Here is an 11,970-nt window from a genome sequence, read left to right as displayed (position 1 = left end):
TTACTTTAAGTCAACGAGACGTATTGTTTTTATACTGTCTCTTGAGAGCGTTAATGATAAAATATTCTTTTCTGATGTGAGTATCACTGTGTCGAGTTCTATGTTTACATCATCCATTTCATATACCTTACGGTGCAGAAAACTGAGAACAGGCATATCTTTGTAGATATTAATAGAAACTTCTTCCGTCGTGTATTCCCATGCTTCTACCTTTCTATATGTTGTATAATCACCTGTGATAAACGATTTTTTTAGTTCGATATCACTAGAATCTGTACTCCATAGCAGTATAAGGAAACTACCGATTAGTATGATTATGGCGGCAGGAACAATAACCAATACTGTGTAGACTGTTTTTGCCGTTTTGTTTTCTATTAATTCAAGTATATAGGCTATCAGGATAAGTATAAGCAGATAGAAAAACATCCCGAAGCCGATATTGATCATCTCGTATTTCGATTTAATATCGAAAACATTGCATAGAATATACGTGACACAGCCAATTACGGTTATGTACAACAAAACTCTTTTTGCCTTTTGCGTACCACTTGAAAAAACAGCTATAGCTACTATCGGAAACAATATCCAAAAGAAAAGCAATATTAAATTTTCCATATTTATAAGCCCTGCATCATACATCTGCACGATGCAGGACTAAATATAATTTATCAGCTTAATTTCTTGTTGGAAATACCCATCGATTTGGCCATGCTCATCAGGTTGCTAAGGAATCCTTTGTCATCCTCAGTTGTAGCCTGTGCCTGCATTTTCAGGATAAGTCCGGCAATGCTCAGGTTCTTCACATCTTCGGTAGATATACCCATTTGTTTGGCAAAGTATCTGATGCGTTCGATGAGGTCGCCTTCCGATGTTCCGTTGCCGATAAGGGCTCTCTTGATCTGCGTAGCGTTTTCGCTTTCGTTCACTAAGCGGTCAAAGCCTTTGGCATTGGATATCTGTTTAACAATGTTGTCGAAGAACATTGTTTCACCACCCACGATGTCGATATCGGCGTTTTTAAGCGCTTCTGACAATACAAGTGCCTGTGCGTCTGCAATGTCTTTTTGTATTCTGATCTGAGCCAGTTCCACGTCTTTTTCTTTCTGTAGGGCAAGTTTGAACTCTTCGTGTTCTTTTCCTGCGCCATCCAGTTTTTTCATGGCTGCTGCTTTTTCGTCGATTCCGGCTGCTTCCGCCAGTGCTTTTTCTTTAATCACTTCGGCTTCCATCAATCCCTCTTTGCGTTTAGCTTCAGCCTTAGCTTCTATACCGGTAGCTTCTGCCAGTGAAGTTTTCTCTATGATGCTCGCTTCTCCGGTTGCAGATGCAAGGGCTTTTTCTTTAGTTACTTCGGCTTCTACCAGTCCTTCTTTCTTCTTGGCTTCGGCTTTTGCTTCGATGCCAACAGCTTCGGCTTTCGCTTTTTTCTCGATGATAGTAGCTTCTACAGTACCTTGTTGTTCAAGGGCTTCAGCTTTTGCTTTGATCACTTCAGCTTCAGCAAGTCCGTAAGTAGCATCTTCGCGAGCTTTAGCATCGGCAAGCGTTTTACGCGCTTCGGCTTGTTTATTAGATGCTTCTTTCTGTGCTTCTGCATCGATAAGCAATTCTTTTGCTTTTTGTTCGGCGGCCAGTTTTTTTGCTTCGGCAGCTTTTACTGTTTCTATCAATCTTTGTTCGGCTTCCTGTGCTGCGGTAGTGATACCTACTTGTTTCTGGCGGTCTACAGTACGGAAGGCTTCGATGTCCTTCATGTTCTGTTGTTCTTCTACAACGCCTTTTTCGAGTTGTACGCGTTCTTTGATCACGTCCTGAATGTTCTTTCTTTCCACCTCTATCACGCGTTCTTTGTCTATCTGAGCAAGGGTAACGATGCGCTCGCGTTCTGTTTGTTCCAGTGCACGATCTTTTTCTACGCGCTCAAATTCAACTGCTTCGGTACGTTGCTTGTTCTTCTCAGCGATGATGATCTGGCGAAGTTTATTTTCTTCCTGTACGGCAAGGCTCTCTTCGGTACTGATGCGTACAGTTTCCGATTTCAGACGCTCTTCTTCACGTACTTTCTGTATTTCGGCGCCTTCGCGTGCTTTTACGTTATCTATTTCACGTTTTTGCTTTTCTTCTTTCTCGGCAAGTTGTCTTTCCAGTTCGAGAATGGCTTCGCGTGCTTCTACGTTTTGTTTTTTGATTACCTTTTCTTCTTCTCTGCGTATCAGATTGGCTTTGATGTTCTGAGCAGCTGTCAGGTCGGTGATTTTCTTGATACCTTCCGAGTCGAGGATGTTTTCAGGGCTCAGAAATTGTAACTCTGTCTGTTCCAGATAGTCGATTGCACAGTCGTCGAGTACATAGCCATTAAGGTCAGTTCCGATGATGTTGATGATTTCGTCACGAAATTCGCGGCGTGCTTCGTACAGTTCTATGAAGTCGAATTTCTTACCTACGGTTTTCAGCGCTTCCGAGAATTTAGCTTCGAAAATGTCTTTCAGCGTAGATATATCGCTGGCTCTTTCGCAACCGATAGATTGTGCTACGTTGATAACATCGTTTACCGACTTGTTTACCCGCACGAAGAATGCTACTTTGATGTCGGCGCGGATGTTGTCCTTACAGATCAGTCCGTCGTGCTGCATTCTTTCTATCTGTACTTTTTTGAGGGAGATATCCATAATCTCCATTTTGTGGAATACAGGAATTACATACATTCCCTTGTTGAAAGCAACATGCGAGCCGCCTACTCCGGTGCGGACAATGGCTTTCCCTTGTGGAATTTTTTTGTAAAAGGATGCCAGAAGTCCGAAAATAATCAGTAGAATACAGACTACAGCAGCAACAACAATAATAATGATTTGTTCCATAGTGTTTTTTTAGTTTTATAGTTTTGTTTATGAGTTAATTATTTTTTATTTGTTTAAATTGATAATTTTAGCCCAAAAAGGTACATTAACAAGCCGATAATGGCTGTAATCAATAAGAATAACATTACTAAAAGTTTAATATTGTGTCTCTCACAAATATGTATGTAGTTCCTATAAGTTTCTTAGGCTTATTTCTTTACTTACATAGTATATCTTCTTATCGTTCGATTCGTCAGCTATCAGTACATAGTCGCCATATCTGAGCTCTTCGCCGTCGATACTTATCACATTCAGTTTTATCGGGTTCTGGTCTACGATAAACTCGGCAGTGCCTATTTTCTGATCTTTTATGTTGGATAGCATTTTGCCCGAACGCCCTAGAAAATCAATTGCTTCTTCGCCTTTATACCCGATTGCTTTAAACATCTTTACCATAGGGTTTGTTGCCAGTTTTGTGCAAAACAGCCCGATAAATCCTATCGGCAATAATATAAGCAATGACCATAGTCCCCAACCTGTTACATTAATGAATGATGTTGTTATGAGTGAACCGATCCACATGAACAGCTTCAGCGTGGATATGATGAGCATGAACGGAACTTTTCCTACATTCATGAAGTTGAGGAACTTCATAAAGAATCCGGGTTCTTTATCTGTTGCAACATCTGCATCTGTGTCAGCATCGGCGTCTACATCTACGTCGGTATCGATCTCGGTGCCGGGATATATATTGACTTCGGGCACGTCTACATCAACATCGGCGTCTACGTCCAGATCAAAATCAACATCGAGAGCATCGAATCCGGCTCCGCTGAGAAATGTGAACAGCCAGAAGACGACTATAATACCCATTATGACTGTCATTACAGCGTTGGGTAGAGGGTGCATCAAGTTATGTAAAAATTCGGTCATAGTATATAAAGGTCAAAAGTAAATGTTTTTATTAAATATGCCAATATGCCAATAAATTAATTGAAAAATCTAACATTCAAATAATTTTAAAATTGATACATTATTTTTATTGGCATATCGGCACATTAGCTCATTATGCCATTGGTTTACAGCATCCCCAGTTTACGTTTTATTTCGTCGAGTTCTTCGTTCACTTTTCCGGCGTCTTCGCCTATAGCCTTGTCTATTTCTTCATCTACAGACGTTCTTTTCTTGGCTATATCACCGTAAGCCTGAGCCAGCGCTTCTTCTTCTTCCACTTTCTCTTTCATGCGCTCGAGCATGCTTATAGTGCTGTTGCTGTCTATCTGTGCCATCTGTTTGTTCACTTCCTTCGTGGCGCGGCTCACTTTTATTCTCGACTTCAACGTTTTCAGTTCATTCTCCCATTTGGTGATATTGAATTTGAGAATTTCCACATTCTTCTGAATCTCATCAGCCGAATTTTCGTGTACCACCTGTTGTTCGGCCAGTGTAGCAGCTTCTGCCAGAAGGCTTTCTTTCAGTGCCAGTGCTTCTTTGGCAAGTTTCTCTGCTGTTTCGAGTTCCAGTTCGCCTTTTTGGGCTTTGGTGAGCAGCAATACGGCTTTGTTTTCGTAGTCCTGAGCGCCTGTTTGCTTTTTGGCTTTATCGTTTTTGGTACGGATAGCCATAGCTCTTATTTGTGCCAGTGCTTCCAGTGCCTTATCGAGGTCTTCACGCATTTCTCTTATCCCTTGTTCCGTCATGCGGATCGGATCTTCCATTTTGTCGACTGCAGAATGTATTTCTGCCTGTCCGATTCTCAAAAGTCTTTTAAAAATATTCATAATTTTATCTTTTAGAAAATTCAATAATCTGTTCGTAGTATTCGCTTAGTAATAATCCCAGTGAGTTTAGTGCCCCTTCAAATTCGTTCATGTCCAGATTCTCTATCTGCAATGTGTATCTGAATATGACTTTTTTGCCTTCTTCATCGAGAACGAATGCCCCGTGTATAATGTCCCTGTTCTTCTTGAGTAAGGCTTTATAGATATCTTTATCATCGCTTTTCAGTTTGAAGATAAATTGTTCCACTATCAGGATGGGAGGCGCAACCCCGATAATCAGGTTTTTGATTCCGTCAGCTTCACTCTCGATGAGAAATATGCCTTCCTTCTCATTCTGGTAAGATACAGAATAGCCGAGCTTGGAAATGTACGATTCTATTTTCTTGAAATACATATTTATAAAGTTATAAGTTATGAATTATGAGTTATAAATTGGTGTTTTCAAATTTGAGAATAATTTTATTGAAAAATTAATTTTTCGCTTTTCATTTTCTATTCTTCATTTATTTTCTTATGTTTGCAAATATTTTTAGCTAAATTACTAATAAATTTTTAATGTGCAAATATTTTTAGCAAAAAATGTCGCAAATAGGAAAAAATATTAAAAAGATACGAAATGTAAGGGGACTTAGTCAGCAGGCTTTTGCTGATCTGTTCCAGCTTACCAGAGGTAATATATCCTCATACGAAGAGTTTCGTGCTGAGCCTAAGATAGAAGTAATAATACGGATTGCTAAATATTTTGGCATTCCATTGGCTGATATCATTGAAAAAGACCTGTCGGTGAATGAACTTTTGCACTATAATGCAGAATTGGTACTGGAAACAGAGAAGCTTAAAATAGCCCAGCAGTTGCAAAAAGTTTCTTATATTCCTGCGTTATATATTAACGATTATATAAATCAATATACGGATGAAGAATTCTTCTATCATTTGCCGTATATCATAGTACCCAATAGTTCAAAATTCAGATTGCTGGCATTTGAGATCGATAATCAGGATATACTTCCGTCCGGATTTAATTATCACAACGGGGATATCCTTGTACTGGAAAATGTAGTGAAGGAGAATGTACACAGGATTATAGATAAACTGGGAGTGATGGTAGACCCCGAAGGCATGAAGCTAGGCGTATATATAGAGAAGGAGGGAAAGGTAACCTTATCGCTTAACGAGTGGGTCGAATATCCGTTCGATATGGATTCTAAGGCTCAGTATTGGGTAGTAAGGGCATCGTATTGCCAGATGGTATAAAGGGGATAACAAAATGCAAACAGCCCGGATATTACAGAATATGCGGGCTGTTGCTTTATTATAGATATATTTTATTCTCTTCCGAATATAATGATGGTTTTACCATCTTTCTTCATTATAAGTTGGTTGTCACTTTCTTTTACTAAGTTTATTTTGCCTGTAAATGTTTTTACAAACTCGGCTTCCATTTCCATGTTGTTAATACAGGCCATACGTGTAGTTGCAAGAGGGTTTACAGTCAGTACATCGTTTTCTAATGTAAATGTGCCGTTATACCTGTTGCAACCGGTAGTTCCCGAAACTCTTTTCTCAGCAAAGTTTAATTCCATCGTTGGCATTTTCTTCGTATCTGTTTCGGCCTCGCTTTTTCCGTTCAACGATTGCAGTTTCCATACTCCGGCCAGATCGGCTACGCCTAACGGTTGAGCGCGCGAGAATACCAATGTTGTTTTACCATCTTGTGAGAATGTAAGTTCATCGCCTTTTATTGCCAGCTTGGATTTCCCGTCTAGCAATTTGAATAAAGTAGATTCTTCGTTTCCGCAGAACATCATGGTCGAAATCATTTTCGATCCGGTAAATTCATCTTTATCAAGAGAGAAAGTTCCACCAAATCCGTTGCAACCTCCATTACCCGACATTCTTCCTTCGGCAAAGTCGAAAGTGACATGAGGCGTTTTATTCGGGAATGCTTCTTTTGCATCTTGTCCGTTTATCGATTTCAATATCCATTTATCGGCTAATTGTTCTTTAGTTAAGGTTTTAACCGAGTTGCAGCTTTGTAGTGCGAATGTGGCAATAACTGCCAGTGTAAGTAATTTTAGAAATTTCATAAGTTCTTTTTTATTTATATAACGTTATTGTGCTTGTAAATGTTCTGTTGTGAAGATAGATGCAATTTCGGGCAGTTTAGTTGCATGGGCCACTAAAAAATATTATTGCAAAATATGTAAAAAATATTTGTCTTTATGTAAAATTTACTTTACATTTGTGGTGTTAACTTTTAAATATGCATGAGTATGGCTACAAAATTTTTATTTCCCCACAGATGCAAAATGATAGGATTTATCATTCTGCTGGCTGCATTCCTGTTTGGAATAATATTCAATAATTATTTTGATGGTTTCTGGATTGTAGATGTAAAGTTCCTTACATGGATGAAGTCTGGGAATCCGGCTTCTTTTAGCAGTGTAGATATGACTTTGACAATTACTCTGTTTTTATTGATTGTTGGCGGTTTATTAGCGGCTTTCTCTAAAGAAAAGATAGAGGATGAATTTGTATCGAGCCTACGGTTATCCTCTTTGATGTGGGCTGTCTTTATAAATTATGTCATCTTGTTGCTTGCTGTTTTATTCATATACGGTCTTAATTTTATAAATGTTCTGATGTTTAATACGGTTACTATTCTCCTGATATTTATTGTAAGGTTCAATTATTTATTTTTTAGGTATTCAAGAACACTTCCGGATGAAAAATAATATAAAAGTAGAAAGGGCTATAAATAATCTTACGCAGGAAGAGTTAGCAAAAAAAGTCTCGGTAAGCAGGCAGACAATCAATGCAATGGAATCAAATAAATATGTGCCTTCTACTGTATTGGCACTGAAAATTGCACGCGTTTTTGGTAAGCCTTTGGAAGATATATTCTTTTTGGAAGAAACGGATTAGATTCTTTTGAATATCAAAATAATATGAGATAAATAGGGAAGATGAAGAGAACCGAAAAAGTTTATCTATAGAGTATCAATGTACCAGTGTACGAATGATAGCGATCTTTGATATAAGTAAGAAATAAAGAAAAATATGCAAGCTTTGTCAGGTTTTAGTTAAAATTGTCTCACGCAAAGACGCGAAGGCGCAAAGAAAAATACTCGTAACTACCCGTAGGGCGAAGAAACAACGTTCGGCGTTAGCCAATTAAGAATTGCCGAAGCGAAGGCGAGTCAAACTTGTAAGCATTGTCAGGTTTTAGTTAAAAAAGTAACCCTTTTGTATTCACTCAAAGGCGATAAAAAAAACGGACAACCTCAAAGATTGCCCGTATAGAAGAATTGAGGAAGGATTTTAATTAAACTCTTTCTCCAACTGTTTCACCCAGTTTTGGACGCGCTTGTCTGTTTGGTCATGCTGATTCTCAAAGTCTATGGCCAGCCCTAAGAATTTGTTGTCTCTTAGTGCCAGAGAGCCTTCAAACTGGTATCCCTCTGTTGAAGTGAGACCAACTATTTTTGCTCCTGCCGACTCGAAAGTCTGAGCAAGCAAACCTATTCCGTCTACAAAGTTTTCGGGATATTTCACCTGATCGCCCAGTCCGAAGATGGCAATCTTCTTTCCCTTCATTTTTAGTGATTCCAGTTCGGGGCTTATTTCGTCCCAGTAGGTTGGCAGTTCGCCGTCGAACCATGTGGAAACGCCTACGATGATATTGTCATAGCCCTCGAAGTCTTTGTTCCAAGCATCTTCTACAGGGATAATATCTATTTGGATATCTCCGAACGCCGCCTTCACTTTTTTTGCTATGGTTGCTGTTTTAGTTGTACTTGTTCCGTAAAATAATCCGATTTTTTTCATTGTATATAAGTTTAGTAAGTATTAAAGTGTACTAGTTTATACAATTTATATTATCAAAAATATAAGGCTTGTATACTAGTAAACTGCAAACTAGTACACTATTTAGAATTCCAATAACTTCTTAGCTGCCTCATAGATGCGGTCTTCACCCGGCAAAACGGCTTTTTCCAATATTGGGTTGAAACCTACCGGAGTAAAAGTAGAACCTACACGCTGAACCGGTGCATCGAGATGCTGGAACAACTCGGTTCCTATCATTGCTGCTATCTCGGCTCCGAAACCTGAGAATACCTTGTCTTCGTGCACTATCAGTGCCTTGCTGGTTTTCTTTACCGATTCGGCAATCGTTTCTTTGTCAAGCGGAACGAGAGAGCGAAGGTCTATAACCTCTACATCCCATCCATCTTTGGCCAGTTTTTCGGCTACGCCCAGACTAAAAAGCACTGTATTCCCGTATGTTATAATGCTCAGGTCTTTTCCTGCACGACGGATACGCGCTTTTCCGAACGGAACTTCGAAATCGTCGGGTATAGCCGTTGCAGCATCTACAGAGTTGTAAAGAGCTTTAGGTTCCATAAATACGGTGAAACCTTCGGAACGCATACTCGTACGAAGCAGTCCTGCTGCATCATCGGCAAACGATGGATAGACGATACGCGCACCCGGCAGTCCGGCTAATACACCTTCGAGGTTTTGCGAGTGGTACATACCTCCGCCTATATATCCGCCCGAAGCCAGACGGAGCGTAATGTTAGGGGCAAATTTACCATTGCTGCGCCAGTAGTCGTGTGTACATTCTATATATTGTTCCATCGCAGGCCAGAAATAGTCGGCAAACTCGGCTCCTTCGATCACAATACGTATTTTAGGATCGAAGCGGCTCATACCATTGGCTGTACCTACAATGAAGTCTTCGGCAATAGGTGCATTGAATACACGTCCCTCCCCAAATTCCTGCTGCATGCCTTTCGATACGTTGAATACACCTCCTTTATCTTTATTGGCAACGTCCTGTCCCCAAAGGAAAGTATCGGGATTGTGACGGAATTCGGCTTTCAGTGTTTCGTTTATAGCTGTTACCAGATTTTTCTTCTCTCCGTCTTCGTTGTGTGTGCCGTCTACATATTTTTTAGGCTGATATGGTTCGGGAGTAACAAATTTGAAGATAGATGCCGGATCGGGATCGGGTGCGGCCAGCGCTTTTTTGTTTGCTGCACTGAGGTCTTTCTTGGCTGCGGCTTCTATCTCTTTCAGCTCCTCTTCTGTAAAGCGATTGTAACGCAGTAGCATACGGCGGAACTTCATCAACGGGTCAGCATCTTTTACATACTTCAATTCGTTTTCGTCACGATAGAGCGTATGCTTGTCCGAGTTGGAGTGTGAGCCGATACGCACACAGTTAGCGTGTACAAGTACAGGAGCCTGATTCTTTATTGCATATTCGCGGGCTTCGGCCATTGTATTCATCGAGTCGAATACGTCTTTACCGTTACAGTGTACAATCTTTAGATTCTTCAACCCTGAGTAGTTATCTACGGCTTTACGGTTGGCTGTCTGGTCTTTTTTCGGAACGGATATTCCGTATCCGTTATCCTGAATGACGAATATTACAGGCAACTGTTCGCGTGATGCGCCGTTGATAGCCTCATACACATAACCTTCGGACATGGCCGATTCGCCATGTGAAGTAATGGCTACACCTGTATGCTTGTAATATTTGATTGCACGGGCAACACCTACTGCGTGCAGGTCGTGGTTACCTGTGGCAGAAGATACATTCTCTATATGCCATTCGGGCTTGGCAAAGTGGTTAGACATGTGTCGTCCTCCACTTGCCGGATCGGTAGCTTTCGATATGCCGTTCAGTATCAGTTCTTCTGCAGTAATTCCTGCCGAAAGGGCTGTGAGCATATCCCTGTAATAAGGGAACATAAAGTCCTCACCTTTGGTGAATGCCTGTCCCATAGCGAGCTGTATGCCATCGTGTCCGGCATAAGGTGCATGGTATGACCATCCCAGCGATTGCAGGAGGTAAGCAGGGGCTTTTTCGTCGATAGCCCGCCCGAGCGTCATCAGGTGATACCACTTTTTCAGCGTTTCTTTATCTGTTGTCTTTATATTGTATTTTTTCATATTTCTTTAAGTTAGGCCTCCCCAACCCCTCCAAGGAGGGGCTTATTCCTCCCCCTTGGGGAGGTAAGGAGGGGCCGGTATTATTATTTATTCCAATTTTCCAGATATTGGGCGATGCTATACAGGAAGTTACCTCCAAGCATACCGTCTATCACACGGTGGTCGTAAGACAGTGACAAATACATCTTATGGCGTATGGCTATTACATCGCCTTCGGGAGTTTCCACTACAGATGGTTTCTTTTCGATGATACCTACACCCAATATGGCTACTTCGGGTTGATTGATAATCGGCGTGCCGAAAATACTTTTGAACGAACCGAAGTTGGTAATAGTGAATGTACCGCCCTGTATTTCGTCCGGCATTAGCTTGTTGGCACGGGCTTTTTTAGCCAGAGCATCTATCGAAGATGCCAGTCCGCTCAGACTGAGTTTGTCTGAATCTTTTATTACAGGTACTATCAGGTTACCATCGTTAAGCGATACGGCAAAACCGACATTGATATGTTTCTTCTCTACAATGTTGTAGCCGTCTACTGATGAGTTTACACGCGGGAAATCTTTCAGCGCTTTGGCTGTAGCTTCCACTATGGCAGGCATGTAAGTAAGGCTGATACCTTCGCGTTTCTTGAATGCGTCTTTGTTCGCTTCGCGCCAGCGTACCAGTTTGGTTACGTCCACTTCGATAACATTGGTTACGTGCGGAGATATTTTCTTGGATGCCACCATGCGGTCTGCAATGATGCGGCGTATAGGATCCATTGCGATTACTTCATCACCATCCGATACTGCTACAGGTACAGCTTTCGGTGCACTCTCCTGTTGAGGTGCAGGTGCAGTGACAGGTTTCTCCGCTTTTGCCGGTTTAGCAGCAGGAGCAGGGGTAGAAATGCCTTTCTTCTTATTGTCTATGTAGCGTTCGATATCGCGTTTGCTCAGGCGGCCTTCAAATCCTGTTCCTGCTACGGAGTCGAGTTCGTCCTGGCCGATTCCTGCTTCTTTTGCTTTTTGCAGTACGACAGGAGAGTACCATCTGTCTTCCGACTTTTTGGTAACTTTTTCATCCGATACGGATGCAGGAGCAGCAGCCGGAGCTTCTTCCTGTTTGGCAGGTGCAGCCGGTTCTTCGGCAGTGTCACCGTCTTCACCTTCGAGTTGTACAATGGCTACTACTACGCCTACGGCAACAGTGTCGCCTTCTTTGAATAAAATATCGAGTATTTTTCCGGCAACAGGCGACGGTATCTCCGCACTTACCTTAGCCGTATTCACTTCGAACAACACATCATCTTCTTCTATCGTATCGCCTACTTTTACCGACCACGATATGATGGTTCCTTCTGTAATACTTTCGCCCAGTTTGGGCATTTTAATTTCAAATTTTGACATGGT

General features: G+C 41.2%; 12 protein-coding genes. 3 read left to right on the top strand and 9 right to left on the bottom strand.

Translation table 11 applies throughout. The features are described 5' to 3' along the window. The 5 genes from M2448_RS11980 to M2448_RS11960 form a co-directional block, all read right to left on the bottom strand. Positions 1 to 615 carry a hypothetical protein gene (locus tag M2448_RS11980; protein WP_280646258.1) on the bottom strand — a complete coding sequence of 205 codons (615 nt, stop codon included), beginning with the start codon at positions 613 to 615 and terminating at the stop codon, positions 1 to 3. A 53-nt stretch (positions 616 to 668) separates the two neighbouring features. Then, positions 669 to 2,858 carry a hypothetical protein gene (locus tag M2448_RS11975; RefSeq protein WP_280646259.1) on the bottom strand — a complete coding sequence of 730 codons (2,190 nt, stop codon included), beginning with the start codon at positions 2,856 to 2,858 and terminating at the stop codon, positions 669 to 671. Between the two features lie 171 nt (positions 2,859 to 3,029). Next, complete coding sequence (locus M2448_RS11970; RefSeq protein ID WP_280646260.1) at positions 3,030 to 3,770, bottom strand: OB-fold-containig protein; 741 nt, start codon at positions 3,768 to 3,770, stop codon at positions 3,030 to 3,032. Positions 3,771 to 3,916: 146 nt separating this feature from the next. Further along, complete coding sequence (locus M2448_RS11965; protein ID WP_280646261.1) at positions 3,917 to 4,618, bottom strand: PspA/IM30 family protein; 702 nt, start codon at positions 4,616 to 4,618, stop codon at positions 3,917 to 3,919. A 4-nt stretch (positions 4,619 to 4,622) separates the two neighbouring features. Next, positions 4,623 to 5,012 (bottom strand): YbjN domain-containing protein, encoded by a 390-nt coding sequence (locus tag M2448_RS11960; RefSeq protein WP_280646262.1) that lies wholly within the window; start codon positions 5,010 to 5,012, stop codon positions 4,623 to 4,625. Between the two features lie 185 nt (positions 5,013 to 5,197). On the opposite strand from M2448_RS11960, the gene M2448_RS11955 reads away from it, so the two are divergent. Next, the gene (locus tag M2448_RS11955) at positions 5,198 to 5,872 is read left to right on the top strand and encodes a helix-turn-helix transcriptional regulator (protein ID WP_280646263.1); all 675 of its coding nucleotides are present in this window, start codon (positions 5,198 to 5,200) and stop codon (positions 5,870 to 5,872) included. Positions 5,873 to 5,943: 71 nt separating this feature from the next. Here the strand turns inward: M2448_RS11955 and M2448_RS11950 are convergent, their stop codons facing one another. Next, positions 5,944 to 6,705 carry an META domain-containing protein gene (locus tag M2448_RS11950; RefSeq protein ID WP_280646264.1) on the bottom strand — a complete coding sequence of 254 codons (762 nt, stop codon included), beginning with the start codon at positions 6,703 to 6,705 and terminating at the stop codon, positions 5,944 to 5,946. A gap of 186 nt (positions 6,706 to 6,891) precedes the next feature. Between M2448_RS11950 and M2448_RS11945 the strand changes: the two genes are divergently transcribed. Together M2448_RS11945 and M2448_RS11940 are read left to right on the top strand one after the other, a co-directional pair. Further along, entirely contained in the window at positions 6,892 to 7,353 is a 462-nt protein-coding gene (locus M2448_RS11945; protein WP_280646265.1) for a hypothetical protein, read from the top strand. After that, positions 7,343 to 7,543 (top strand): helix-turn-helix transcriptional regulator, encoded by a 201-nt coding sequence (locus M2448_RS11940; protein ID WP_280646266.1) that lies wholly within the window; start codon positions 7,343 to 7,345, stop codon positions 7,541 to 7,543. The genes M2448_RS11945 and M2448_RS11940 overlap by 11 nt, the downstream gene beginning before the upstream one ends. A gap of 396 nt (positions 7,544 to 7,939) precedes the next feature. On the opposite strand, the gene M2448_RS11935 is transcribed toward M2448_RS11940, so the two are convergent. The 3 genes from M2448_RS11935 to M2448_RS11925 all read right to left on the bottom strand — a co-directional run bounded on the left by M2448_RS11935 (position 7,940) and on the right by M2448_RS11925 (position 11,967). Further along, a complete protein-coding gene (locus tag M2448_RS11935) occupies positions 7,940 to 8,446 on the bottom strand; it encodes a flavodoxin (protein WP_280646267.1) in 507 nt (168 codons plus the stop codon). A gap of 102 nt (positions 8,447 to 8,548) precedes the next feature. Further along, positions 8,549 to 10,579 carry an alpha-ketoacid dehydrogenase subunit alpha/beta gene (locus M2448_RS11930; protein WP_280646268.1) on the bottom strand — a complete coding sequence of 677 codons (2,031 nt, stop codon included), beginning with the start codon at positions 10,577 to 10,579 and terminating at the stop codon, positions 8,549 to 8,551. Positions 10,580 to 10,662: 83 nt separating this feature from the next. Beyond that, the gene (locus M2448_RS11925; RefSeq protein WP_280646269.1) at positions 10,663 to 11,967 is read right to left on the bottom strand and encodes a dihydrolipoamide acetyltransferase family protein; all 1,305 of its coding nucleotides are present in this window, start codon (positions 11,965 to 11,967) and stop codon (positions 10,663 to 10,665) included. Positions 11,968 to 11,970: the final 3 nt, after the last annotated feature.

This window comes from Dysgonomonas sp. PF1-14 (assembly GCF_029892965.1).
Lineage (GTDB): Bacteria > Bacteroidota > Bacteroidia > Bacteroidales > Dysgonomonadaceae > Dysgonomonas.
Note: the sequence above shows the minus strand (reverse complement) of the source record. Positions and strands in the feature narration are given on the sequence as shown.

What these genes read in the sequence shown, in the direction of transcription:
- M2448_RS11980 (WP_280646258.1), bottom strand. Translation starts at nt 615, where the DNA reads ATGGAAAATTTAATATTGCTTTTCTTTTGGATATTGTTTCCGATAGTA.
- M2448_RS11975 (WP_280646259.1), bottom strand. Translation starts at nt 2,858, where the DNA reads ATGGAACAAATCATTATTATTGTTGTTGCTGCTGTAGTCTGTATTCTA.
- M2448_RS11970 (WP_280646260.1), bottom strand. Translation starts at nt 3,770, where the DNA reads ATGACCGAATTTTTACATAACTTGATGCACCCTCTACCCAACGCTGTA.
- M2448_RS11965 (WP_280646261.1), bottom strand. Translation starts at nt 4,618, where the DNA reads ATGAATATTTTTAAAAGACTTTTGAGAATCGGACAGGCAGAAATACAT.
- M2448_RS11960 (WP_280646262.1), bottom strand. Translation starts at nt 5,012, where the DNA reads ATGTATTTCAAGAAAATAGAATCGTACATTTCCAAGCTCGGCTATTCT.
- M2448_RS11955 (WP_280646263.1), top strand. Translation starts at nt 5,198, where the DNA reads ATGTCGCAAATAGGAAAAAATATTAAAAAGATACGAAATGTAAGGGGA.
- M2448_RS11950 (WP_280646264.1), bottom strand. Translation starts at nt 6,705, where the DNA reads ATGAAATTTCTAAAATTACTTACACTGGCAGTTATTGCCACATTCGCA.
- M2448_RS11945 (WP_280646265.1), top strand. Translation starts at nt 6,892, where the DNA reads ATGGCTACAAAATTTTTATTTCCCCACAGATGCAAAATGATAGGATTT.
- M2448_RS11940 (WP_280646266.1), top strand. Translation starts at nt 7,343, where the DNA reads ATGAAAAATAATATAAAAGTAGAAAGGGCTATAAATAATCTTACGCAG.
- M2448_RS11935 (WP_280646267.1), bottom strand. Translation starts at nt 8,446, where the DNA reads ATGAAAAAAATCGGATTATTTTACGGAACAAGTACAACTAAAACAGCA.
- M2448_RS11930 (WP_280646268.1), bottom strand. Translation starts at nt 10,579, where the DNA reads ATGAAAAAATACAATATAAAGACAACAGATAAAGAAACGCTGAAAAAG.
- M2448_RS11925 (WP_280646269.1), bottom strand. Translation starts at nt 11,967, where the DNA reads ATGTCAAAATTTGAAATTAAAATGCCCAAACTGGGCGAAAGTATTACA.